The 24261-nt window shown below is 66.6% G+C and carries 21 protein-coding genes; 14 read left to right on the top strand and 7 right to left on the bottom strand.

Going from position 1 to position 24261, the window contains the following annotated elements; genetic code table 11:
* Window positions 1–236: 236 nt before the first annotated feature.
* Together GGQ59_RS12215 and arsB are read right to left on the bottom strand one after the other, a co-directional pair.
* Complete coding sequence (locus tag GGQ59_RS12215; RefSeq protein WP_183818989.1) at window positions 237–674, bottom strand: arsenate reductase family protein; 438 nt, start codon at window positions 672–674, stop codon at window positions 237–239.
* The gene (gene arsB / locus GGQ59_RS12210; protein ID WP_183818986.1) at window positions 671–1690 is read right to left on the bottom strand and encodes an ACR3 family arsenite efflux transporter; all 1020 of its coding nucleotides are present in this window, start codon (window positions 1688–1690) and stop codon (window positions 671–673) included. The genes GGQ59_RS12215 and arsB overlap by 4 nt, the downstream gene beginning before the upstream one ends.
* A gap of 110 nt (window positions 1691–1800) precedes the next feature.
* Here arsB and GGQ59_RS12205 point away from each other — a divergent pair, with 110 nt between their 5' ends.
* A complete protein-coding gene (locus GGQ59_RS12205) occupies window positions 1801–2139 on the top strand; it encodes an ArsR/SmtB family transcription factor (protein ID WP_183818984.1) in 339 nt (112 codons plus the stop codon).
* A 241-nt stretch (window positions 2140–2380) separates the two neighbouring features.
* Here the strand turns inward: GGQ59_RS12205 and GGQ59_RS12200 are convergent, their stop codons facing one another.
* Entirely contained in the window at window positions 2381–3244 is an 864-nt protein-coding gene (locus GGQ59_RS12200) for a hypothetical protein (RefSeq protein ID WP_183818982.1), read from the bottom strand.
* 135 nt (window positions 3245–3379) lie between these two features.
* Between GGQ59_RS12200 and GGQ59_RS12195 the strand changes: the two genes are divergently transcribed.
* From GGQ59_RS12195 to GGQ59_RS12175, 5 genes are all read left to right on the top strand, one after another.
* Entirely contained in the window at window positions 3380–3778 is a 399-nt protein-coding gene (locus GGQ59_RS12195; RefSeq protein ID WP_183818980.1) for a DUF1499 domain-containing protein, read from the top strand.
* A gap of 148 nt (window positions 3779–3926) precedes the next feature.
* On the top strand, window positions 3927–4250 hold the full coding sequence (clpS, locus tag GGQ59_RS12190; RefSeq protein WP_183818978.1) for an ATP-dependent Clp protease adapter ClpS: 324 nt from the start codon (window positions 3927–3929) through the stop codon (window positions 4248–4250).
* A 2-nt stretch (window positions 4251–4252) separates the two neighbouring features.
* A complete protein-coding gene (gene clpA / locus GGQ59_RS12185) occupies window positions 4253–6565 on the top strand; it encodes an ATP-dependent Clp protease ATP-binding subunit ClpA (protein WP_183818976.1) in 2313 nt (770 codons plus the stop codon).
* A gap of 69 nt (window positions 6566–6634) precedes the next feature.
* Window positions 6635–6970 carry a hypothetical protein gene (locus GGQ59_RS12180; RefSeq protein WP_183818974.1) on the top strand — a complete coding sequence of 112 codons (336 nt, stop codon included), beginning with the start codon at window positions 6635–6637 and terminating at the stop codon, window positions 6968–6970.
* Window positions 6971–7091: 121 nt separating this feature from the next.
* Window positions 7092–7499 carry a hypothetical protein gene (locus GGQ59_RS12175; protein WP_183818972.1) on the top strand — a complete coding sequence of 136 codons (408 nt, stop codon included), beginning with the start codon at window positions 7092–7094 and terminating at the stop codon, window positions 7497–7499.
* 1103 nt (window positions 7500–8602) lie between these two features.
* Here the strand turns inward: GGQ59_RS12175 and GGQ59_RS12170 are convergent.
* Window positions 8603–9463 (bottom strand): GIY-YIG nuclease family protein, encoded by an 861-nt coding sequence (locus GGQ59_RS12170; protein ID WP_221401023.1) that lies wholly within the window; start codon window positions 9461–9463, stop codon window positions 8603–8605.
* A gap of 598 nt (window positions 9464–10061) precedes the next feature.
* Between GGQ59_RS12170 and GGQ59_RS12165 the strand changes: the two genes are divergently transcribed.
* The 3 genes from GGQ59_RS12165 to GGQ59_RS12155 all read left to right on the top strand — a co-directional run bounded on the left by GGQ59_RS12165 (window position 10062) and on the right by GGQ59_RS12155 (window position 12005).
* Window positions 10062–10796 carry a CoA transferase subunit A gene (locus tag GGQ59_RS12165; protein WP_183818970.1) on the top strand — a complete coding sequence of 245 codons (735 nt, stop codon included), beginning with the start codon at window positions 10062–10064 and terminating at the stop codon, window positions 10794–10796.
* Window positions 10796–11431 (top strand): CoA transferase subunit B, encoded by a 636-nt coding sequence (locus tag GGQ59_RS12160; protein WP_183818968.1) that lies wholly within the window; start codon window positions 10796–10798, stop codon window positions 11429–11431. Before GGQ59_RS12165 ends, GGQ59_RS12160 begins: the two co-directional genes overlap by 1 nt.
* A 70-nt stretch (window positions 11432–11501) precedes the next feature.
* Entirely contained in the window at window positions 11502–12005 is a 504-nt protein-coding gene (locus GGQ59_RS12155; protein ID WP_183818966.1) for a pyridoxamine 5'-phosphate oxidase family protein, read from the top strand.
* Between the two features lies 1 nt (window position 12006).
* Here the strand turns inward: GGQ59_RS12155 and GGQ59_RS12150 are convergent, their stop codons facing one another.
* Together GGQ59_RS12150 and xrtD are read right to left on the bottom strand one after the other, a co-directional pair.
* On the bottom strand, window positions 12007–13248 hold the full coding sequence (locus tag GGQ59_RS12150; protein WP_183818964.1) for a glycosyltransferase family 4 protein: 1242 nt from the start codon (window positions 13246–13248) through the stop codon (window positions 12007–12009).
* 4 nt (window positions 13249–13252) lie between these two features.
* A complete protein-coding gene (gene xrtD, locus GGQ59_RS12145; RefSeq protein WP_183818962.1) occupies window positions 13253–14833 on the bottom strand; it encodes a VPLPA-CTERM-specific exosortase XrtD in 1581 nt (526 codons plus the stop codon).
* Window positions 14834–14975: 142 nt separating this feature from the next.
* Here xrtD and recN point away from each other — a divergent pair, with 142 nt between their 5' ends.
* The 3 genes from recN to GGQ59_RS12130 all read left to right on the top strand — a co-directional run bounded on the left by recN (window position 14976) and on the right by GGQ59_RS12130 (window position 20302).
* Entirely contained in the window at window positions 14976–16706 is a 1731-nt protein-coding gene (gene recN / locus GGQ59_RS12140) for a DNA repair protein RecN (protein WP_221401022.1), read from the top strand.
* 74 nt (window positions 16707–16780) lie between these two features.
* Window positions 16781–18964 carry an NAD-dependent DNA ligase LigA gene (gene ligA / locus GGQ59_RS12135; protein WP_343074331.1) on the top strand — a complete coding sequence of 728 codons (2184 nt, stop codon included), beginning with the start codon at window positions 16781–16783 and terminating at the stop codon, window positions 18962–18964.
* Window positions 18965–19051: 87 nt separating this feature from the next.
* Window positions 19052–20302 (top strand): cation:proton antiporter, encoded by a 1251-nt coding sequence (locus GGQ59_RS12130; protein WP_221401021.1) that lies wholly within the window; start codon window positions 19052–19054, stop codon window positions 20300–20302.
* Here GGQ59_RS12130 and GGQ59_RS12125 read toward each other — a convergent pair.
* Window positions 20299–21156, bottom strand: a complete 858-nt coding sequence (locus GGQ59_RS12125) for a fructosamine kinase family protein (RefSeq protein WP_183818960.1) — start codon at window positions 21154–21156, stop codon at window positions 20299–20301. The genes GGQ59_RS12130 and GGQ59_RS12125 overlap by 4 nt on opposite strands.
* A 295-nt stretch (window positions 21157–21451) precedes the next feature.
* Here GGQ59_RS12125 and katG point away from each other — a divergent pair, with 295 nt between their 5' ends.
* Together katG and secG are read left to right on the top strand one after the other, a co-directional pair.
* Window positions 21452–23641: a catalase/peroxidase HPI gene (gene katG, locus GGQ59_RS12120; protein WP_183818958.1), complete on the top strand. Its 2190-nt coding sequence runs from the start codon at window positions 21452–21454 to the stop codon at window positions 23639–23641.
* A gap of 130 nt (window positions 23642–23771) precedes the next feature.
* Window positions 23772–24215 (top strand): preprotein translocase subunit SecG, encoded by a 444-nt coding sequence (gene secG, locus GGQ59_RS12115; RefSeq protein ID WP_183818956.1) that lies wholly within the window; start codon window positions 23772–23774, stop codon window positions 24213–24215.
* The last annotated feature ends 46 nt before the right edge of the window (window positions 24216–24261 follow it).

The raw sequence follows: 24261 nt of genomic DNA, 5'->3' as shown, positions 1-24261 counted from the left end.
CGCGCGGCGAGGGGAACACGTCGCTTCCGAAGGTAAACGAACCGTGGTCGGAAGCGCAGCTCGCGAAGCCACTCGGCCTGACGCGGCGATGGTTCGGCCGCGACCTCGTCGGCCGCGGGTTCCTGTGCGCGCAAGACAGCCGATGAACCGTCGCGGGCATCCGCGCGAAGGATCGGTCCGGCGGCCCGACCGACCTTCACGGCCCGCGGATCGACCGTCGACAAACGGGGTTTCTTCTACTCGTCGGTCCCGAGGCGGACGGTCTCGCCGTCCTCCTTGGTCCACGCCGTCGGCGGCGCCTTCAGAACCTCGGCGACGCGCTCGCTCGGCCTCGCGAGCACGGTGCCCCGCGGGCCTTCGACGAGGGGCCGGTTGATGAGGATCGGGTGTCGGGTCATCGCGGCGAGGACGCGCTCCGCATCGGACGAAGGGTCGGCATCTGCGAGGGTGAGGCCCTCCGCTTCGAGGATCGCCTCGTTGCCCTTGGTTCGCAAACCCTCCCGGGGACTGAGGCCAGCGGCAGCGTAGAGTTGCGCCAGGCGCTCGCGGGTGGGCGGCGTCTTCAGGTACTCGATGACCTCGATCCCTCGCGCTGCGTCGCCGCTCGCTCTGACGATGGCGAGCGCGTTGCGTGAGGTTCCGCAGTTGGGGTTGTGGTAGATGGTGACCGTCATGATGGGCGCCCCGCGAACCGGTCCCGCGTGCGGTTGGCGAAGGCGACGAGCGAAAGCATGACCGGTACCTCGACCAGAACGCCGACGACGGTCGCGAGGGCCGCGGCCGAGGCGAGGCCGTAGAGGCTGATCGCGACGGCGACCGCTAGCTCGAAGAAGTTCGACGTACCGATCAGCGCGCAGGGCGCGGCGATCCGGTGCGGCACTTTGAGCGCGAAGGCCGCGCCGTAGGCGATCGCGAAGATGCCGTAGGACTGAATGAGGATCGGCACCGCGATCATCGCGATGACCAGTGGGCGGTCCACGATCACTTGGCCTTGAAAGCCGAAGAGGATCAGGACGGTGAGGACGAGGCCGATAGGCCCGGCGGGCTTCGAGCGTTCGGTGAAGGTGCCGAGCGTGCCACGCTCGATCAGAGCGCGCCGCGTCGCGATGCCGGCGATGAGGGGGACGACGACGTAGAGGAGAACCGAGAGGACTAACGTCTTCCACGGTACCGGAATGTCGGTGACCCCCAGGAGGAAGGCGACGATCGGCGCGTAGGCGAAGACCATGATTGCGTCGTTCACGCTGACTTGGGCGAGGGTGTAGTTCGCATCGCCCCGGGTCAGCTGCGACCAGACGAAGACCATGGCCGTGCAAGGCGCAGCGCCCAGAAGGACAAGCCCGGCGATGTATCCCTCGGCGTCTTCCGGCGGGATCGCGCCTGCGAAGATCCAGCGGAAGAAGAGGACGCCGAGCGCGGCCATCGAGAAGGGCTTGACCAGCCAGTTGACCACCAGGGTGACGAAGAGCCCACGCGGCTCGTCCTTCACGCGTTTGAGGCCGCCGAAGTCGACGCCGAGCATGACAGGGTAGATCATCGCCCAGATCAGGACTGCGACGACGAGGTTCACCTGCGCGATCTGCAAGGCCGCCAACGCCTCGAAGACGCCCGGTACAAGCTGCCCGAGGCCGACCCCGAGGGCGATCGCCACACCCACCCATAGACTGAGATATCGTTCGAACCGTCCCATGGACCTTCCTCTCGGACACCCCATCCTAGGGCGAGAACCTTATTGTTCAACAGTCTTGGAACAATTGAAATGTTGCGGGTCTGGCGTCCGGCGGCATACGAAGCGGGGGCATGTCCAGCGCCGATACCGAGAAGACCGTCGAGCAGCTCTCCGCCCTCGCGCAGACGACACGCCTCGCCGTGTTCCGTATGCTCGTCCAAGCCGGACCGACGGGCATGGCGGCCGGGCAGATAGGCGAACGCCTCGGCGTCGCGAAGAACACGCTGTCCTCGCACCTATCGGTCTTGCAGCACGCGGGCCTGATCGGCAGGCGACGCGACGGTCGAAACCTCATCTACGGGGTCCGGATCGACGAGGTGGCGGGCTTGATCCGGGTGCTCGTTCAGGACTGCTGTGGGGGACATCCGGAGGTCTGCGCGCCGATCCGCGATTTGACGCCGACCGACTGAACCGGACGACGGGTCGGTGTTGGGCGCGCATGGCGCCGTCCGAAAACCCTCGAGGGCGTCCTGATCGTCCCATGAACCCACAAGCGCGGGCGGACTGTTCGAGGCGCGAGCGTCGCGTCACGGCGCTGCTGCGAGGCCCTCGTCGCGCTCGCGGGGGGCGGGGCGGAAGCGCCGGTGCCCAAACGCGAAAAAGCCCCGCCGAAGCGGGGCTCTCTCTTTGAAGCGGTCTAGCTTCGAACGCTTACATCTCGCTCTCGTCCGTGCTGCCGGCCTCGTCCATCATCTCGCCGTCGCTCATGCGCTCGGCCGACCAGTCCATCGTCGTGCCGTCGCCTTGGCTCTCGACCACGCCGTTCATGATCTCGCCGTCCATGAAGGTGCCGGTGAAGGTCATGATGTCTTCGGACTCGACGCCGGGCAGGGGGGCGTCGAAGGTGAAGTTGCCGCCCGTGACCGCGACTTGGATCGGCTCGCCGTTGAAGGTGCCGACCGCCTGGTCGCCGTCGCCCTGGATGTACAGGATGACGTCTTCGGTCGCATCGCCTTCGCCGGTCGGGACCGTTGCCGCGTAGGTGCCGGAAAGACGCTCGGCCTCGGAGCCCGTGATCAGGTTGCCGTCCTGCGTGTAGGCGTCCGTGTTGTTCGCCGTGTACGCCGACGCGGAGAGGTCGTCGTTGCGCGGCGCGACCGATTGATCGGTGCCCGACTGGTTCTGAGCCGACTGGCTACCGTCCATCGACATGCCGTCCATGCCCATGCGGTCGTCCGCCGCGACGTCCATGTCCTGGTCGAGGTCGCTCGTGTAGCTGCCCGACGTCATGCCGCGGTCTTGGGTCTCTTCGGAATCCGCGACGTCGTAGGCCGGATCGTCCGAGCCGACTTCGTAGACGCTGTCCGCGCGTTCGCGTGCGTTGGTGCGGGCCAGGACGGGGTCGTCGAGCGCCGTGGCGTCGTCGGAGAGGGTGTCGTTCGGCGACCCGCTGCGGTCGCGTTGGGCGACCGTCTGGTCGGGCGACATGTCGGCATCGGCGTTCTGCTGCGCGTCCGTGCCGCCGCAGGCGACGAGGGCCAAGGTGCTGGCGGCGATGAGTGCGTAGGTCTTCATAGTCTCTCTCCTCCTGAAATATGCCCGGCCGGAAGGGCCGGGGGCGAATGGCACGCCGCGCTCTGGCCGCGCGCCTCGAAAGGGTTAATGTGCTCTAAACACGGCGGCAGGGCGGCGAGTGGCCAGGACTCACACATGTTTGACTTCGCAAGCCTTCAGCGTCCTCGAACCCCTAACACGGCGCTGTACGCGGACCCGGGCGACACGCCGGGCGCTGCGGACCGGGGGGCCCTGCGCTTCGTCCGCCCCCCGGGCGAGGTGATCGCGGCCTGGGACGCGGCCGCGCGCGCAGAGCCGCGCGTGACGGTCGCCGACTTCGATCCCGAGGCGGGGACCCATGCATGCGTGCAGCGCTCGAGGCTCTTTCGCTTCCCCGACGACGTGCACGCCAAGGCGGTGGCGGAAGGGGAGGGGACGCGGCTTCTCCTCTACTCGGCATCGCGGATCGGTAAGGGCGATTTCGGCGTCAACGCGAAGCGTCTCGCACGCTGGTCGGACGCCCTGCGCGAACGCCTCGAAGGCGCGGGTTCTTGATGCGGTGCGGCGCCGCCCCCAAATGGCGGGTCCGACGTCCTGCCGCACCCGGTTGCGGCCCATCGCAAAAAGCCCAGATAATCGAAGGACGGGGCCGCTCCGGCCCTCGCCATTCTCCGTACCCCTCCTGGCAAGACCTGAAGGACCCATGAGCACCGAAAGAGACGACGACCGACGCGAAGGGGTGGGCACGATCACCAAGACGGCGCCCAAGGTCGCGCGCCCCTCGCTCTACAAGGTTCTGCTGCTGAACGACGACTACACCCCGCAGGAGTTCGTCGTCTGGCTGCTCGAGGCCGTATTCCAGAAGGGCCGGGAGGAGGCGACGCGCATCATGCTGCACGTCCACCAGACCGGCATCGGCATCTGCGGGGTCTATACCTACGAGGTCGCAGAGACCAAAGTCGCGCAGGTGATGGAGCTCGCGCGGCGCAACGAACATCCGCTTCAGTGCACGATGGAGAAGGAATAACCATGGCGACGTTTTCTAAGTCCCTCGAACGCTCCATCCACCGCGCCATCGCGCTCGCGACCGAGAACCGGCACGAGCTCGCGACGCTCGAACACCTCCTCTACGCCCTGACCGAGGACGAGGACGCCAAGGCCGTCCTCTCCGCCTGCTCGGTCTCGGTCGAGGAGCTGCGCGAGACCTTGGAAGAGTACATCGACGAGGACCTCGCCCGCCTCATCGTCGAGGACGTGGACGAGGCCAAGCCCACCGCGGGCTTCCACCGCGTCGTTCAGCGCGCCCTCATCCACGTCGAGACCTCGGGCCGCTCCGAGGTCACCGGCGCCAACATCATCGTCGCGCTCTTCGCCGAGCGCGAGAGCCATGCCGCCTACTTCCTGCAGGCGCAGGGCATGACCCGCTACGACGCGGTCAACTACATCTCCCACGGCCTGACCAAGACCGGCACCGGCCCGGCCCGTGCGCCCAAGGGCGCCGCGGAGGAGCAGGAGGAGGCCAAGGCCGGCCCCGAGGCGCTCGCCGCCTACACGGTCAACCTCAACGAGAAGGCCCGCGTGGGTAAGACCGACCCCCTCATCGGCCGCGAGGCCGAGGTCGAGCGGGCGATCCAGGTCCTGTGTCGGCGGCGCAAGAACAACCCGCTCTTCGTCGGCGACCCCGGCGTCGGCAAGACCGCCATCGCCGAGGGCCTCGCCAAGAAGATCGTCGACGAGGAGGTTCCGGAAGTCCTGGCCGAGGCCACGATCTACTCCCTCGACATGGGCGCCCTCCTCGCGGGCACGCGCTACAGAGGCGACTTCGAGGAGCGGCTGAAGGCCGTCCTCAAGGAGTGCGAGCAGCACCACCACGCGATCCTCTTCATCGACGAGATCCACACCATCATCGGCGCCGGGGCGACCTCCGGCGGCGCGATGGACGCGTCGAACCTCCTCAAGCCCGCCCTCCAGCAGGGCACGCTCAAATGCATGGGCTCCACGACCTTCAAGGAGTACAAGCAGCACTTCGAGAAGGACCGCGCCCTGTCGCGCCGGTTCCAGAAGATCGACGTGTCCGAGCCCACGGTCCACGACACGATCCAGATCCTGCACGGCCTCAAACCGGCCTTCGAGGAGCACCACGGCCTCAAATACACCGACGACGCCCTCAAGAGCGCGGCGGAGCTGTCGGCCAAGTACATGACCGACCGCAAGCTTCCGGACAAAGCCATCGACGTCATCGACGAGGCGGGCGCCCGGCAGAAGGTCATCGCCGAGGCCCTGCGCGTCGACACCATCGACACGCACCAGGTCGAGGAGATCATCGCCCAGATGGCGCGCATCCCGCCCAAATCGGTCTCCAAGTCCGACACCGAGCGGCTCGCCAACATGGGCGCGGACCTCAAGCGCGTGGTCTACGGCCAGGACGACGCCATCGAGCAGCTGACCGCGGCGATCAAGCTCGCCCGCGCCGGCCTGCGCGAGCCCGACAAGCCCATCGGCTCCTACCTCTTCGCCGGCCCCACCGGCGTCGGGAAGACCGAGGTCTCCAAGCAGCTCGCCAAGATGATGGGGGTCGAGCTCCTGCGCTTCGACATGTCGGAGTACATGGAGCGGCACACCGTCTCCAAGCTGATCGGCGCGCCTCCGGGCTATGTCGGCTTCGACCAGGGCGGCGGCCTCCTGACCGACGCCGTGGACCAGAATCCACATGCAGTGGTGCTGCTCGACGAGATCGAGAAGGCCCACCCGGAGGTCTTCAACATCCTCCTGCAGGTGATGGACAACGGCGCCCTGACCGACAGCCACGGCAAGAAGATCGACTTCCGCAACGTCGTCATCATCATGACGACCAATGCGGGCGCGGCGGACTCGACGCGCAACGCCATCGGCTTCGGCGCGGGCAAGAAGGATGACGAGCGCGACGAGGCCATCAAGCGCCTCTTCACGCCGGAGTTCAGGAACCGCCTCGACGCGATCATCCAGTTCGCGGGCCTCTCCAAGCCCATCATCGACCGCATCGTCGCGAAGTTCGTCCTCCAGCTCGAGGCCCAGCTTCAGGACCGCGGCGTCACCTTCGAGCTGACCGAGGAGGCCACGCGCTGGCTCTCCGAACGCGGCTTCGACGAGGAGATGGGCGCCCGCCCGCTCGCCCGCGTCATCCAGGAGCACGTCAAGAAGCCGATCGCCGACGAGATCCTCTTCGGCAAGCTCAAAGAGGGCGGCATCGTCCGCGTCGAGGTCAAGGAGGGAGCGCTCGCCTTCGAGTTCATCCCCGAAGGACCGAAGCGGGAGCCTGGGGAAGAGGGGGCGGAAGGCGTTGAAGAGGAGCGGGTGCGGTAGGGTAACTGTAGGCAGGTGCTACGGAAGGTGCGGTGGCGTTCGCCAGTATTCTGGGCGTCCGTTATCAGCGTGCCCGTCGCTTTATGGGCGGTCGCAATTTTCGTGGGTGGCTGCGTGTGGGCGCGGCCAGCCAACGAAATTGGCGACTTCCTTGCTGGGTTCGCAGGATCACTTTCTTTTTTATGGATTATCGCAACTATTCTTCTGCAAAGAGAGGAGCTCGAACTTCAGCGCGCGGAGATCAAAGCTCTCGCAGCTGAAAGCAAATCGCAATCATCGTATTTATTGACTGGTGCGAAATTTGACTTGATTCAGCGATGGTCTTCTTGGTTGAATATGTTTAGTCAGAAGAACGAGACTGTACTTGCTCGCTCGGCGCATAAGATGATGGTTTCGATTTTTTGATTGCGCAGAGTTTAAACAGAGTGCACTTGCGTACTTAGATATCAGACCAGGTTGGCGCTGTTCAACTCCTCCCCAGCAGCAACCTCATCTTAAACAAGCGTTATCTGATCAATCTAATGTCTTGGATTACAAGATTATCTCGGCATTTAATCGCTTCGATTACGATGAAGAGGTTGCAACTCTTGAGGGTACCGTTGCTCTGTTCTTCCGTATCGGTAGTGCGGCGCTAGAAGAAGGTTCCGGTGGGGGGCGGATCTATGCAGAGCCTGAAGCTTACGACTCCCCGAATGGACCTTGGTTTACTTTAGATTTTACGATCAGTAGCAAAATGTATCGACCGGACGAAATCTCAGCGCATGAGGAGATTCCACGGGGATTGATTGCCGAATTCATTCGCGAGGCTGATACTCTCAGTATACGGAAAGCGATGTTCGATTTCAATACTGATTTCACCGCGCGCAAATTTGGCCACGCTGCGGAGCAGGAAATTGTTTTCTTTCTCCGTACGGTTATTACTCACACTCCTTAATTTGTGTCTGCTCGGCGAGCGCTGTGCGTAGCGCGGGCGTTGCGTGCGGATTGCTCGCTCCGGCGGGAGTGTTGCGCTTCGCAGTAGACGGACGCCCTGCGCCGTAGGGCGGCTGCCCGTGCCTGACGCCGATGGGGACCGTGCGACGTTGCAGGCAGCCACGTGCCGCTCCCACCGTACGCTCCGACGGCTGCGGACGCAGCGACGCGGTTGCCCGTAACGTTTACGCGGCAGCTTTAGCTTCAATGCGGGGCAACTGCCCTACGTTCTTGTCGCGTCGCGAGCGTGCTGCCGTGTAGGCATGCCGCGTCATCAACCAATCGCACCGCACGCATTTCCAATGATCAGTGCCTTTGCGGAAGCACCGGACGGTCCTCTCGATCTTACGGCTGCGGGTTACGACCGGCTCGGCGACGAGTACGCCGCAGCGACCCGTATCTATCGGCCGCGCGAAGTAGAGGTTTACCCGGTACCCCGCCAGGAGCGGAACGCATCCATCCGGGGTATTCCCGTAGAATTGGATACTGCAAATCAGTTGGGAGCTCAGAACCGCGGATACGACGTTTCTGAGCAACCACCAGTGTTGTAGGTCCCTTGTTTAGAAAATTATCCGTACAAAGGAAATATTACGCGATGTCATCTCAGCTTCCAGAATGTCTCGCCATTCGGACCAGTCAGCGTACTCCTGCACGCCGTAATGATCCTGACATTCTGGATCCAAGTCACATTGCAACGCTCGACGGATACCGTCGTGACAGCCTCTTAGATAGCTCGGCGAAACCGTAGAAGCTAGCTTTGTTGCATATTCCGTGTTCATATTATCACCTCCTTTCCAAAAGTGTGGGTGCGGACAGGTATATGGTAACGTGCCCGTGATCTCCACATACAGTATAGTTAGTTTTTCTAGTTGGGCCCTGCCCACCACGCGTAGGATGGATCAAGCGAAGCGGATCTACGCAGGTGCCACACGCCGCAGGGGCGTGACGCCCCGCGCCGGGGGCGTCGCCGTCCCGGGGTGCTCGCCCCGGCGGGGGGGGCGGTTCGGTGGTTCGGGCTTCGCGACGGTGGATCCCCTTCGCTTTATCCACCCTACAGACTCTGCATCAGTTCCGGTTCAGCCCCATCTCGCGGCTCTGCAGCTTCCGCTTCCAGCGTCCCTCCGCCGCCAGCACATCGCCTTCGGTCGCTGTGCTGGCACTCACTTCGAGAATGCTGATTTGATACTCGCTCGGCTCCCGGCTCTTCAGCGCTACGTTCCCCCCGTGCCCGTTCGCGGCGTAGTCGGACCATCGCGACAGGAAGCCGCCCGTGCCACAGGCCGAGCCGACATACTGCTCCTTCGTCCGGGGGCAGGTCAGAAGGTACACGCCCCGCGCGCTACGGAGCACCTCTCGCCAAGAGGCTGGAAGGCCTGGCACGTCCGTCAGCTTAAGCAGAAGCTCGCTGTGGCCAGGATAGGCCGGATCGCGGAACTCACGTCGCAACTCCGCCACGGGCTTGGGCGTCCCATCGCCCCGCTGTATCCAGCTCCTTGTGCCCAGGCCCCAATCGATCGTCAGCCGACCGATGTAATCTGACAGCGTAGGGGCGGGCGCCAGGTCGTAGGCATCGACCTCACCTGTCCCAAGCTCGCGCTCGGTCCGGCCGGTGAGGGGATCGGTCCGGTCCTGATCGCCGAAGCCCTTGCGCTCGGCCCGGTAAACACCGACGAAAAGCGTCTCTCCCGGTGGGCAGACGAAGCATGCCCAGTAGGGCGCCGAGAGCTTGGCCCGATTGCCCAGCGTCTGGACAGCCTGATAATCTTCGAAAGCAGGCCTGTCGTCTCGCCAAAGAAGGTAAGGCGTCATCCCGGTGTCCGCGACCGTCTGATGCCGCAACAGCCGAACCTCAGCCGGATCGAGCCCAGCCTTCGCAAGGAGGTCTGAGAACGTCCAAAGCTGCCGGGCAAGAGCTGGTTCAGTCAAAGCGAGGTCCTTTCGTCGTCGCAGAGCTTACGACGTCGTCGTCAACGAGCGGTTCCGCGACCCGCCCTACGACTTATCCCCGCCCTGTCGTCCCGTGCCATCCTTGCCTCGTCGCGGCAGGGCCGGGGCGGGGCGGACAGCTGACGTCTCTCCTGCCTGCCGCTGCGGGACCACGTGCCGGTCGGCCTGGGTGATGGAATGCATCCCGCCGTATCGGGCCAGACACGCGCCGGGCGAGCTGAAGAACGGCCCCGGCGGATCGCCTCGAGGGAGGTGGAGGGTCCCGTACCGCGCGTTGCGAGGGTTTGGGACCCCTTGCGCCGCAGACAACCTTACCACTCCCCGAACTGCGGCGAGCCGCGCGCGGGACACCCCGGACCTTCTCATACCGCACTCGGGGCGGACGAGAACGGCTGCCCGCTGCGCGCCCGCTGGCGCACAGGCCGAAGGCCCGTGCCGCCAGCCAGCGCTCAAGTAGCGAGCATCGCGAGCGATAGCGCCACAAAAGACTCAGCCGCTTCGGCGTGCGCGCCTTCCGCACTCCAACCTTGAAGGGCCGCCGCGCCCCCGTCACAACGCCTCCAAGATCGGAGGCGACATGGCGAACAAGGTGTACCCCGACGCGAAGGCCGCGCTCGAAGGCCTGACGCGGGACGGGATGACGGTGATGGCGGGCGGCTTCGGCCTCTGCGGCATCCCCGAGACGCTGATCCTGGCGCTCAGGGATTCGGGCGCCAAGGGGCTGACGGTCGTCTCGAACAATGCGGGCGTCGACGATTGGGGCCTCGGGCTTCTCCTCCAGACCCGCCAGATCGCGAAGATGGTCTCCTCCTACGTCGGCGAGAACAAGACCTTCGAAGAGCAGTACCTCTCGGGCGACCTCGCGCTCGAGTTCAACCCGCAAGGCACGCTGGCCGAGCGCATCCGCGCGGGCGGGGCGGGCATTCCCGGCTTCTACACCAAGACCGGCGTCGGCACGCTGATCGCGGAGGGCAAGGAAGAGCGCGAGTTCGGCGGCGAGCGCTACATCCTCGAGACGGGCCTCGTCGCAGACCTCTCGATCGTGCGCGCCGCCAAGGGCGACAAGGCCGGAAACCTCGTCTTCTCCAAGACCGCCCGCAACTTCAACCCGATGATGGCGACCGCCGGGAAGGTGTGCGTCGCCGAGGTCGAGGAGCTGGTCGAGCCGGGCGAGCTCGACCCCGACACCATCCACACTCCCGGCATCTACGTCGACCGGATCGTCCAGGCGGCCCAAGAAAAGCGCATCGAGCAGCGCACCGTCCGCGAGCGGACCTCGCACCCCGAACAAGCCGCCGCAGGAGGCGAGTGATGCCCTGGACCCGCGAACAGATGGCGCAGAAGGCGGCCTCCGAGCTCGAGGACGGCTTCTACGTGAACCTCGGCATCGGCATCCCGACCCTGGTTGCGAACTACATCCCCGAGGGCATGGACGTGACCTTGCAGTCCGAGAACGGCATGCTCGGCATGGGGCCGTTCCCTTACGAAGACGAGGTCGACGCCGACCTCATCAACGCCGGCAAGCAGACGATCACCGCCCTGCCGAAGACGAGCTTCTTCAGCTCGGCGGACAGCTTCGCGATGATCAGGGGCGGGCACATCGACCTCTCCATCCTCGGCGCGATGGAGGTCTCCGAGGGCGGCGACCTCGCCAACTGGATGATCCCGGGCAAGATGGTGAAGGGCATGGGCGGCGCGATGGACCTCGTCGCCGGCGTCAAGCGCGTCGTCGTCCTCATGGACCACGTCTCGAAGTCGGGCGCACCGAAGCTCCTGCACGAATGCTCGCTGCCGCTGACCGGCGTCGCCTGCGTCGACCGGGTCGTCTCGAGCCATGCGGTCTTCGACGTCGACAAGACGGCACGGCGCCTCAAGCTCGTCGAGATGGCGCCAGAGGTGACGCTCGACGTCCTGCGCGAGGCGACCGAGGCCGACTTCGACGCCTGAACGCTGCCCCTGAAGGGGAACCGGGAGGGCCGCCCTCCCGTTCTCCCCCCGAAGCATCAGGGAGGCCTTCATGGTCGATCTCAAGGAAACGCGCGAAGCGCCCGAGAAGCAGTTCTGGGAAGAGGTGAAGAAGGTCCGCGCCGGCATGCTCGGCGTGAAAGGCCTGCCCGACCACATGCAGCCGATGAGCCCGCGCGAGGAGCCCGAGGCCAAGAAGCTGTGGTTCTACCTCCACAACGATTCCGACCTCTGCAAGCAGGTTCAGGCCGGGCACGCCGAGGCGCATTTCTGCGTCGTCGGCAAGGACCACGACTACCACGCCTGCGCCAAGGGCACGCTGCGCGAGAACAAGGACCCCGCCAAGGTCGATCAGTTCTGGGACCCGATCGTCGCGGCCTGGTTCGAGCACGGCAAGGAAGATCCCCGCATGACCCTGATCGAGATGACGCTCGAGCACGCCGCGATCTGGGGCTCAACGGACAGCTCGACCCGGTTCGGATGGGAGATCGCGAAGTCGAACCTGATGGACGACAAGGTGCCGGACGTCGGCGTCCGCACCGACGTGACCTTCTAAGTCAGGCCGCTGGCCGGACGCCCGAGCGTTCGGCCAGCACGTCCTCGTAGACGCCGCGCACGAACTCGGCCTTCGCCTTCCACGAGAAGTCGGCCTCCACCCGGCGGCGACCCGCGAGGCCCATCGCACAAGCGCGTTCCGTATCGCCAAGCTTGCGGATCGCTTCGGCAAGCCCGTCGCGCAAGCCTTCGGGCGAGGAGGGGGCGACCAGGAAGCCGGTCGCGCCGTCCTCAAGATAGTCGGCCGGACCGCCCCAATCCGTCGCGACGACCGGCCGTGCGCACGCCATGGCCTCGAGCACCACAGCCCCCCCGCACTCGTAGACGGAGGGCAGGACGAGCGCTCGGCTGTCCGAGATCATCGACCTGACCCGTTCCTTCGGTTGGAAACCTTCGAACAGCACGCGGTCCGAAAGGCCGAGCGACTTGGTCTGTGCCTCGAGCGCAGCGCGCTGGGCGCCGTCACCGACAATCCGCAGCCTCACCTCGGGAACGGATGCCACCGCGTCGATCAGAATGTCGACGGCCTTCCACTTCACGAGGCGTCCGACGAAGACGAGGTCCCGCTGCGTCTCGGCGAGGGGTTCCGGTGCCTGCCAAAGGGAAAGGTCGACGCCGTTCTCGACCAGCGTGACGACCTTTGCGTCGGCGATGCCGGCGGGCAGGCCGCGCCGCGTCCGTTCGTTGGCGACCAGGAGGCGCGCCGCGTTCGTCTTGCCCGGGAAGGCGGCGTTGAGACCATCCGACAGCGCCCTCGCGGCGCCGACCACCTTGCCGGTCCCTTCGCCCCACCCCGCCTCGAACCCTGCCGGGTAGCTCATATTGCCGTTCATCGGTCCGATCACGAGCGGCAGCCCGGTTCCGGTGACGAAGGACGGCGCTCGCGGCGAGACCGGCGTGACTTGGTGGATGAGGTCGCAGCCACTGCGCTCGGCGAGGCGCCGCGCAGCCGCCCCTAGGCGGTAGTCGGTCAGCGTGCCCGTGGCGATCCCGCCGGCCGAGCGCACGGGGGAGGGAAGGCCCTTCGTGGAGCGCCAGATCGCCTTTTCGGCGGGCGAGTCCTCGATGAAGTGCAGGTCGTAGCGAGCGTAAGGACCCGACGTCAGCTCGGCGCGGCAACGGGCGTGGGTCAGCAGCGAAACGCGCAGACCCATCGCCTCGAACTCGCGTAGGTAGTGGAGCGGCAGCACCGCTTCACCACCCATGCGTTCGGACGCGTTGGGCGCGAAGAGAAGAACCTTCATACGGTCAGTTCGGGACGTAGCGCGGCAGCTTGGGTTCGAGTTCGCGCTGCATCGCGTTTAGCCGCGCCTCGGCGTCGCCGACGGTCTCGCCCGGCATGACCGGCGTCATCAGACGGATCATCGCACCGTCCGAGCGCCGTTTGACGAGGCTGTCCCACATCAGGGCGAACTTCATCATGAACTCGTTCGCGATCTTCCGTCCCCGCTGATCGTACCAGTAGTAGACAAGCATCTGATCGTCGCCTTGCTCGATGACCATGCGGTTGCGGAAGTAGCGTTCGCCGTTGAGGCGCTCGGTCGCCTCGATGTCGTGCCGGACCGGCTCCCACCCGCCGCCCGGCAGGCACTGCGCGGGGGAGTGCCAGGAGCGGCCGTCGCGCTGCGCGTCGAGGTAGGCGATGTAGAGGTTGACGTACTGGCCGTCGGGCCCAGTCATGTCGGCGATGATGTAGTCGTCGGCGCCGAGCGTGGTGGCAACCTCCACGTCGAGGGTCGCCTGCCGGGACGTCCATTCCGGGAACTCGAAGGGCAGCGTGTCGAAGTCCTCGCGTTCGGGAATGAGGATCGTGCGGTTGCCGACGGCGTGCACGAAGACGCCCATGGCGAGGATCACCGCCGTCAGGATCACGCCGTTGCGGACGAAGGCGGGCTGGGTCCAGGTGCCCGTAGGCGTCCGCGCCGGGACCGTCTCGAAGCCGACGAAGGCCAGCGGGCTCTTCTGGCCACGCAGCAGGGTGAAAGCCCAGATGACGAGCATCAGGAAGGCGATGCACATCAAGAAGACGACCCAGCCTTCGAAGAAGTGCAGCGCGCCTTCGGTATGCCCCGTGCCGTAGCGGTCCACGAGGACGCCGGTGACCGCGATCCGGAAGCTGTTCATCAGGATGGTGATTGGGATCGTGGAGAGGAAGATCGCCACGCGCTGCCACAGCGGGCCCTTGTAGAAGTAGCCGGCCAGCGCCCCGAGGCTGAGGAAGGGGAAGAGGTAGCGAAGGCCCGAGCAGGCCTCGACGACCTGCAGGGTCTCGGTCGGCAGCTTGATCACGTTGCCCGACAGCTCGACGGGAATGCCGAACATGCGGATCATGTCCACGCCCAGCGCCGAGGACATGAGCTGGAAGCTGTGGGACATCCGGGTGATCACCCAGTAGGGCGGCGGCACCATGAAGAAGAGGTAGGCGAGGGGCACCACCGAGATCGCGAACAGGGACCAACCGCCGAGGATCAAGGGCAGCGAGATGAGCGTCAGAACGAAGCCGAGGTGGACCGCCACCATGATGTGGGTCAGCGCGCCGAGGAAGAGAAGGAACATCCCCGCGCCAGCGACGACGAAGCCGGAGAGCGCGGGCGCCCCGACGCTCCTCGTAAGGGCGTCGCGCCGCTCCCAGAGCATCCAAAGAGTGATGAGCGGCAGGAAGTAGGAGTGGCTCAGCTCCTGCTGCTGGCCCCATCGCATCCAAAGGTCGCCGAGACCGTCCCAGAAGCTGAAGACGATCGCGAGCGCGATGCAAGTCAAGATCAAGGTCGCGACCCGGCCGCGAGTGTCCTGCAGGACGTTGCTAGCCGTGGAGATCAACGCGTTCATAACCCCTGCCGTTTCCTAGCCGTACAGCGTCTTCTGATTTGCCTGGCGGCACGTCGGGTGCGCACATACCGGACTGCTTAGAGTGCAGCCTCGGGGCTAGCAAGAAAGCCGCCACGCTCGGTTCTCGTCGCACCACGTCTTCTTGACCGCGCTCACGGGCAGGGCGACATCGCTCTTCATGCTGTGCGAGCTTAGCATCCAGGACATCGTGTTGATCGACAAGCTCCGGCTTCAGGTCGGCGGCGGCCTCACCGCGCTCACGGGCGAGACGGGGGCGGGGAAGTCGATCCTGCTCGACAGCCTCGGCCTCGCGACCGGCGCCAAGGCCGAGAAGAGCCTCGTGCGGATCGGGCAGGAGAAAGGCATCGTCTCGGCGACCTTCGACGTCGGCGAAGACCACGTCGTCTGGGACGTAATGAGCGAGGGCGGGCTCGAGACGGACGACGACCTCGTGATCTTGCGCCGCGTGCAGGAGGCCAACGGCCGCTCCCGCGCCTTCGTCAACGACCAGCCGGTCTCGGTCGCGCTCCTACGCAAGGTGGGCGAGGCGCTGATCGAGGTGCATGGTCAGAACCAGAGCCAGGGCTTCCTCAACGTCGCGGCGCACCGCGACCTCCTCGACGCCTATGGCGGCTTGCTCGCGGACGTGCAGAAGGTCCGCGGCCTCTACGAAGAGCGCCGCGCGAAGGAGCGGGCGCTGGCCGAGCGGCAGGCGAGCCGGGAGAAGGCGCTGCGCGAGGCGGACTACCTGCGGCACGTGGCGGACGAGTTGTCGAAGCTCGATCCCAAGCCGGGCGAAGAGGCGCAGCTCGCCGACAGGCGGGCGGTCCTGATGGCGGCGGAGAAGGTGTCGTCGGACCTTGCCGACGCGGTCGAGATGCTGGGCGATGACGGCTTGGAACAGAAGCTTTCCTCCGCCGCGGGCCGGATGGAGCGCGCGGCGAGCCGCCTGCCCGAGGAGGATGCGGCGCCCCTGACGGCGGCGATCACGCGGCTCGACGCGGCGTTGTCGGAGTTCGCGGCGGCGCGCTCGGCCGTGATCGACGCGGCCGACGCCTTCGTCCAGGACCCCGAAGAGCAGAACACCGTCGAAGAGCGCCTCTTCGCGCTGAGGGCCGCGGGCCGGAAGCACTCGCGCGCGCCGGACGACCTCGCCGCCTATCGGGACGAGGTCGAGCGGCAGCTCGCGCTGATCGATGAGGGCGAGGCGAGCTTCGGCAAGCTGGAAGCGGACGTGAAGGCAGCGAGCCGCGCCTACGACCAGGCCGCCGCCGAGCTGTCCGAGCGTAGGCGGCGGACCGCGAAGGGACTCGACAAGGCGGTGAAGGGCGAGCTCGGGCCCCTCAAGCTCGGTCACGCGACCTTCGCCGCGGACGTCGACCCACATCCCGACGAGCCGGGGCCGTCCGGCATCGACAAGGTCCAGTTCCTGATCTCGACCAATCCCGGCGCGCCGCTGGGGCCGCTCTCGAAGATCGCCTCGGGCGGCGAGCTTTCCCGCTTCGTCCTCGCGCTGAAGGCGAGCCTGGTCGCCAAGGACGGCAAGACCGTCATCATCTTCGACGAGGTGGACGCGGGCGTCGGCGGCGCGGTCGCCGACGCGATCGGCGAGCGCCTGTCGCGCATCGCAGACGGCAGCCAGGTCCTGGTCGTCACCCACAGCCCGCAGGTCGCGGCGAGGGGCCGGGACCACTGGCTGGTCTCGAAGGCGGGCAAGAAGTCGATGACGACGAGCGTGACGCCGCTCGACGAGCCCGCGCGGATCGAGGAGATCGCGCGGATGCTTTCGGGCGCCAAGGTCACCGACGAGGCACGGGCCGCGGCGCGGACGCTTCTGTCGGACAGTCGCGAGGCCGCGCGTTCGGCGGCCTGACTTCTGTAAAAGCCCGGCTTGGGCGGCGGTGCGGCCTCGCGCTAGGGAAGCGCCAAGCCTGACGGAGCGCCTTCGTGACGACGCGTGACCTCGATCCAGCCGACCTCTCGCGGGAAGATGCGGCCGAAGAGCTGGAACGGATCGCCGCGCGCATGGGCGAGGCCGATGCCGCCTACTACGCCGACGACGCGCCGGTCATGTCCGATGCCGAGTACGATGCGCTGAAGGCGCGCAACGCCGCGCTCGAGGAAGCGTTCCCGGACCTCGTCCGGCCTGACAGCGCGAGCCGGAGGGTCGGCGCCGCGCCGTCCTCGCGCTTCGCCAAGGTCCAGCACGCCGAGCCCATGCTCAGCCTCGACAACGCCTTCTCGGACGAGGACGTGGCCGAGTTCGTCAAGCGTGTGCGGAGCTTCCTATCGCTGTCCGAGGACGAGACCGTCGCGCTGACCGCCGAGCCGAAGATCGACGGGCTCTCGGCCTCGCTGCGCTACGAGAAGGGTAAGCTCGTGCTCGGCGCGACGCGGGGGGACGGGCGGGCCGGCGAGGACGTGACCGCGAACCTCAGGACGCTGGATGACATCCCGAAGAAGATCGAGGGTGCCCCGGACGTGCTCGAGGTGCGCGGCGAGGTCTACATGACCAAGCCAGACTTCGCGGCGCTGAACGAAGCCATCGAACGAGGCGAGGCGCAAGGGGCGGGGGCGGGCCGCAAGGAGCGCTTCGCGAACCCGCGCAACGCGGCGGCGGGAAGTTTGAGGCAGAAGGACTCCGCCATCACCGCGAGCCGCCCCTTGCGCTTCTTCGCCTACGCCTGGGGGCAGGTGTCGGAGAGCCTAGGCGGTACACAAAGCGAGATCCTGGACCGGCTCGGAAGCTATGGCTTCAGCGTCAACGACCTGACCCGCCGTGTGGAAACCATCGAAGGCGCGCTGGACCACTACCGCGAGATCGAGCGGCAGCGGGCAAGCCTGCCCTACGACATCGACGGGGTCGTCTACAAAGTCGACCGCCTCGACTGGCAGCAGCGGCTGGGGATCATCACGCGCACGCCGCGCTGGGCCGTCGCGCACAAGTTCCCGGCGGAGCGCGCGCAGACCGTGGTCGAGCGGATCGAGATCAATGTCGGGCGCACGGGCGCCTTGACCCCGCTCGCCAAGCTGACCCCGGTCAATGTCGGCGGCGTGGTCGTCTCGAACGCGACGCTGCACAACAAGGACGAGATCGAGCGTTTGGGCCTCCGCGAAGGCGACACGGTGGTGATCCAACGTGCGGGCGACGTGATCCCTCAAGTCGTCAGCGTACTGGAAGAGGCGCGGCCGAAGGGCACGAAGCCCTACGACTTTCCTGATCACTGCCCGGTCTGCGGATCGGAAGCGGTAAACGAGCTGAACCCCCGCACGGGCGCCCCCGACGTCGTGCGACGCTGTACGGGCGGGCTGACCTGCCCGGCACAGGCGGTCGAGCGGCTGAAGCACTTCGTCTCGCGCAAGGCGATGGACATCGACGGGGTCGGCGAACGCCAGGTGGAGGAGTGGTTCGCCCGCCACATCGTCCGTGAGCCCGCCGACCTCTACACCCTCGAGGCGCGGCAAGGGGAGGGCGCCGTCTTCGGCACCTCCGATCTCCGAAGCTATCGCCGCAAGCCCGCGACCAAGACGCGGAGCGAAGAGTGGACCAGCGAGGTCACGAACCAGACCGCCCTCGACAACGTCTACCGCTCGATCGAGGCGAGCCGGACGGCGCCGCTCGCGCGAGTGATCTTCGCGCTTGGTATCCGCCACGTCGGCGAGATCACGGGGCGGCTCCTCGCGCGGCGCTATCCGTCGGCTGAGGAGTTCGTAGGTCTCGGCAAAGCGCTGGCGGCAGGGGACGAGGCGGCACGCGCGCAGCTGATCGACATCGACGGGCTCGGCGAAACGGTGGCGGACGCGCTCGCGGCCTTCTTCCACGAGGCGCACAACCGTGAGGCGCTAGGACGGCTCCTGGCCCAGCTCGACCCCGCGCCGCCCGAGGCCGTGGCGGCGGAGGGGCCGGTCGCGGGCAAGACCATCGTCTTCACCGGCAAGCTCGAACGCATGTCCCGCGACGAGGCGAAGGCGCAGGCCGAGCGTATGGGCGCGAAGGTGGCGGGCTCCGTCTCGGCCAAGACCGACATCGTCGTCGCGGGGCCGGGGGCGGGCTCGAAGCTCAAGAAGGCGCAGGAGCTGGGGCTCGATGTGATGACCGAGGACGACTGGCTGGCGGTCGCGCAAGGCTAGGCGCCTGAGCGCTGTTGAGCGGGCCGCCTGGCACCCCTACCGTTCCGAAAGCCCGACTCGGGCGTAACCGGACCCGGGGGAACACGCATGCTGTCGCTCTTCGACCTGGTCGCGATCCTCCTCGTGCTGACCGCGAGCTTCGCCTGGGTGAATCATCGCTTCATTCACCTGCCGCACACGATCGGCCTTCTCATCATGGGCCTCGCTTCGTCGCTGGTCCTGGTCGGGCTTCAACTCGTGCTACCCGATCTCGACCTTCAGAACCGCGTGGCGTCGGTGATCCGGCGGATCGACTTTCAGGAGACGGTCTTGGGCGGCATGCTCGCCTTCCTGCTCTTCGCGGGTTCGCTGCACGTCGACCTCGGCAAGCTTCGCGACCGGGCTTGGGTGATCGGCTCGATGGCGACGCTCGGCGTCCTGATCTCGACGGCGGTGGTGGGCCTCGGGGTTTGGGGCGCCGCGCAGGTCTTGGGCATCGCCTTGCCGCTGCCCTGGGCGCTCGTCTTCGGCGCGCTGATCAGCCCGACCGACCCCGTCGCGGTCCTGTCGACCCTGCGCGTCACGCCCGTTCCCGAGGTCCTCAAAGCGGAGATGACCGGGGAGTCGCTGTTCAACGACGGCGTCGGCGTCGTGATCTTCACCGCCCTCCTCGCCGCGGCGCTCGGCATGTCGGGGGAGGGCATCGATCTCGCCGAGATCGGCGAACTCTTCGTCGTCGAGGCGCTAGGCGGCGCGCTCCTCGGTCTCGTGACGGGCTACCTCGCCTATCGCGGGATGCGGGCGATCGACGACTACGCGATCGAGGTCCTGATCTCGCTGGCCCTCGTCACCGGCAGCTACGCGATCGCGGACCAGCTTCACATCAGCGGGCCGATCGCGGTCGTCGTGGCTGGCGTCTTCATCGGCAACAGGGGCCCCGTCGATGCGCTGAGCGGGCAGACGGAGCGCTACCTCTTCGGCTTCTGGACCCTGACGGATGAGATCCTGAACTCGCTTCTCTTCCTTCTGATCGGACTCGAGGTGATCGTGCTTCGGTTCGAGCCGTCGCTGCTCGGCCTGACCCTCCTCGTGATCCCGATCGTCCTGTGCGCCCGGCTTGCCGCGGTCGCGGCGCCCGTCACCGTCCTCCGGGTGAAGCAGCACTTCGTCCGCGGCACGATCCCGGTCCTCACCTGGGGCGGCCTGCGCGGCGGCATCTCGGTCGCGCTCGCGCTGTCGATCCCGGAGAACCCCTACAAGGCCGCGATCCTGGCTGCGACCTACGCCGTCGTCCTCTTCAGCATCATCGTCCAGGGCCTGACCCTGATCCGCGTCATCCACCGAACGGTCGACGCCTAGGCAAAGCGCGCCGCGATCCGCTCGACGGATTGCGCGTAGTGTCCGCCGAAGAGCCGCGTGTGCACGAGGAGCGGGTAGAGGTTGTAGAGGTCCCGCCGCTCCTCGAAGAAGCCCGGCGCTATCGGCCGGTGTTCCCGGTAGCGGCCGAAGAATGCGTCCCCGAACGTGCCGGAGAGGGTCGAGTAGGCAAGTTCGACCTCCGCATCGGCGTAGTAGATGGCCGGGTCGATGAAGCGGCAGCGGCCGTCTGCGCCGACCATCACGTTGCCGCCCCAAAGATCGCCGTGGATCAGCGAGGGGACGGAGCCAGCGGGTATGAGCTTATCGACCCGGTCCGCGACGCGGTCGATCGAGGCCGCGGTCTTCGCGCTCAACCGCCCTTCGTCTCGCGCCTTCCTCGCGAACCGGCGCAGGCGGTGTTCGGCGAAGAAGACACGCCAGTCCTCCGCCTGCGGGTTCGGCTGGGGCAGGGGACCGATGACCGTGTCGCGATCCAAGCCGAAGCACTCGCCCGTCACGTCGTGAAGGGCGGCGACCGCATCGGCGGCATTCTCCTGCGCCTTCGTGTCGAGCCCTCCGTTCGAGGGGACGTAGTCCATCACCAGCAGCCGGTCCTCGGCGTGATGGACGGCGGGCACGGGAAGGCCGTGGCTCGCCAACGTCTCGAGCATCCACGCTTCCAAGGTGAGGCCGGAGAATTCGGCTTCCGCCGACTTCGCCACGACGTCCTGGCCGTCCGCGAGCGTGACGCGCGTCAGGACCGCGCCGCTTCCCGAGCTGCCGACCCCCAGCGGATGGACCTTCGTAACGTCGGTATCGAGCAGTACAGCGATGCGGGCAGCCATGTCGGTCATGCAGCATAGCTAAGGGCGAGCTCATCGCGCGCCACCACGGGGCTGTCCCGACCGCTCAGACGCACCGCTATCGACTAAATCGATACTGCGCATGTGCATGATCCGCTTTTCCGTCAGTAGCGTTGGGCCTAGCCTGGGGGCAGCATGAGGAAGGGCACGGGTTTGGACCGGATCGCGAGCGAACGGTCATGTCTCCGCCCCGCAAGCGGGTGGGTCGATGCCTGCCTGCCGTCGCCAAGCACGCAGCCCCTCCCAGCATCTCGATCTAAGCTTTCACACTGAGACGGAGGATATCATGGACGGCGAAGCAAGGTGCCCCGTGATTCACAAGCCGGCCCGCCTGAAGGGCCGGATGAACAAGGACTGGTGGCCGAAGGCCCTGGACCTGGACATCCTTCATCAAGGCGGCGTCTCGCCCAGCCCGATGGATGAAGGCTTCAACTACGCGAAGGCGTTCAGCACGCTCGACTACGCGGCGGTGAAGCAGGACCTGCTCGCGCTGATGACCGACTCGAAGGAGTGGTGGCCGGCCGACTACGGACATTACGGCCCGTTCTTCATCCGCATGGCCTGGCACGCGGCGGGGACCTACCGCGTCTCGGACGGCCGGGGCGGCGCGTCCTCCGGCGCGCAGCGCTTCGCGCCGCTGAACTCCTGGCCGGACAACGCGAACCTCGACAAGGCGCGCAGGCTCCTGTGGCCGATCAAGCAGAAGTACGGCAACGCGCTCAGCTGGGCCGACCTCCTCGTGCTGACCGGCAACGTCGCACTCGAATCGATGGGCTTCAAAACCTTCGGCTTCGGCGGCGGCCGCGAGGACATCTACGAGCCCGAGCGTGACGTCTACTGGGGCACCGAGGCCGAGTGGCTCGGCAATAACGACCGTTGGTCGGGCGACCGCGCGCTCGAGAACCCGCTCGCGGCCTCGAACATGGGCCTCATCTACGTGAACCCCGAAGGCCCGGACGGCGAGCCGGACCCGGCGCGCGCCGCGCACGACATCCGCGTCACCTTCGGCCGCATGGCGATGAACGACGAGGAGACCGTTGCGCTGATCGCGGGCGGCCACACCTTCGGCAAGTGCCACGGCGCGGGCGATGCGAGCCTCGTCGGTGCCGAGCCCGAGGGCGCGGACATCGCGGGCCAAGGCTTCGGCTGGACCTCGACCCACGGCACGGGCCGCGGCGGTCACACCATCACCTCGGGCCTCGAAGGTCCGTGGACGGCCAAGCCGACCGAGTGGGACATGGGCTACTTCCACCAGCTCTTCGACTACGAGTACGAGCTGACGAAGAGCCCCGCCGGCGCGTGGCAGTGGGCGCCGAAGGGCATCAAGCCCGAGGACATGGCGCCCGACGCGCATGAGGACAAACCCGTCCCGACCATGATGCTGACGACCGACCTGTCGCTGAAGGTCGATCCCGAGTTCGAGAAGATCTCGCGCCGCTTCCTCGCCAACCCCGACGAGTTCGCTGACGCCTTCGCTCGGGCCTGGTTCAAGCTGACCCACAGGGACATGGGCCCCAAGGTCCGTTACCTCGGCCCCGAAGTGCCGGAAGAGGACCTGATCTGGCAGGACCCGATCCCCGCCGTCGATCACGCCCTGATCGACGACGCGGACGTCAAGGCGCTGAAGTCGCAGATCTTGGATTCGGGCCTCTCGGTCTCCGACCTCGTCTTCGTCGCCTGGGCGTCGGCCTCGACCTTCCGTCAGTCCGACAAGCGCGGCGGCGCCAACGGCGCGCGCATCCGCCTCGCGCCGCAGAAGGACTGGGAGGCGAACGACCCGGCGCGCCTCGCCGCCGTCCTCTCCAAGCTCGAAGCGATCAAGGCTGACTTCGACGGGAAGGCGCAGGGCGGCAAGAAGGTCTCGCTCGCCGACCTCATCGTCCTCGGCGGCTCGGCCGCGATCGAGAAGGCGGCCAAGGATGCGGGTCACGACGTCGAGGTGCCGTTCGCGCCCGGCCGAGGCGACGCGACGCAAGAGCAGACGGACGTCGAGTCCTTCGAAGCGCTCGAGCCGCATGCCGACGGCTTCCGCAACTACGTCCATGCGACGCACACCGTGCCGACCGAGGAGCTGATCGTCGACAAGGCGACCCTGCTCGGCCTCGGTGGGCCGGAGATGACGGTCCTCGTCGGCGGTCTTCGGGTTCTCGGCGCCAATCAGGGCGGCAAGAAGGACGGCGTCCTGACCGACCGTCCGGGCCAGCTGACCAACGACTTCTTCGTCAACCTGCTCGACATGGGCACGGCGTGGAAGGCGAAGACCGAAGAGGACAAGGAGTTCATCGGCACCGACCGCGCGACCGAACAGGAGCGTTGGCTGGCGAGCCGGGTGGACCTGATCTTCGGTTCGAACTCTCAGCTTCGCTCGCTCTGCGAGGTCTATGCGCAGAACGATTCGAAAGAGAAGTTCGTGCGTGACTTCGTCGCCGCATGGGTCAAGGTCATGAACGCCGACCGGTTCGACCTGGCCAAGTAACGACCTCGAAGCGCCGGGCCATGCGCCCGGCGCTTCGATCATGGTCGCAAGGTTGGGCGCTCCCCTCGGCCTTGCGTCCCCGCCCCCCGGGGCTTAGGTCGCGCGTTCCCGAACGGAACTTCGAAGCGCCATGACCGCAATCCTCCTCGCCATTCACACCTTCATCGTCGTCGCGCTCGTGATCGTCGTACTGCTGCAGCGGTCCGAAGGCGGCGCGCTCGGCATGGGCGGTGGCGGGGGCGGCGGCTTCATGTCGGGGCGCGGCGCGGCCAACGCGCTGACGCGCACGACGACCGTGCTCGCGACCATCTTCTTCGCTTCTTCGCTTCTGCTGGCCCTGACCGCCGACCGCGGCACGGACCAGAGCGACATCCTGCGCGAGCTGACCGGCGAGGAGCAGCCGAGCCGGACCGTGGTGCCTGGGGCGGTCAACTCGGGCGACCTTCTCGACGCGATCGGCTCGGACGCGCCCGACGCGGCGCCTCAAACCCAAGCGCCTCAAACCGAGGCGCCGTTGGAACAGATGACTGAGCCGGCTTCCGAGGCAGCACCGGAAACCCCGGAAGACGAGTAAGCCCGTCCCGTCGCGTTGAACCTTACGTCCCGACGCGCTACCGACG

It is taken from the genome of Parvularcula dongshanensis, from assembly GCF_014199615.1.
Lineage (GTDB): Bacteria > Pseudomonadota > Alphaproteobacteria > Caulobacterales > Parvularculaceae > Parvularcula > Parvularcula dongshanensis.
Note: the sequence above shows the minus strand (reverse complement) of the source record. Positions and strands in the feature narration are given on the sequence as shown.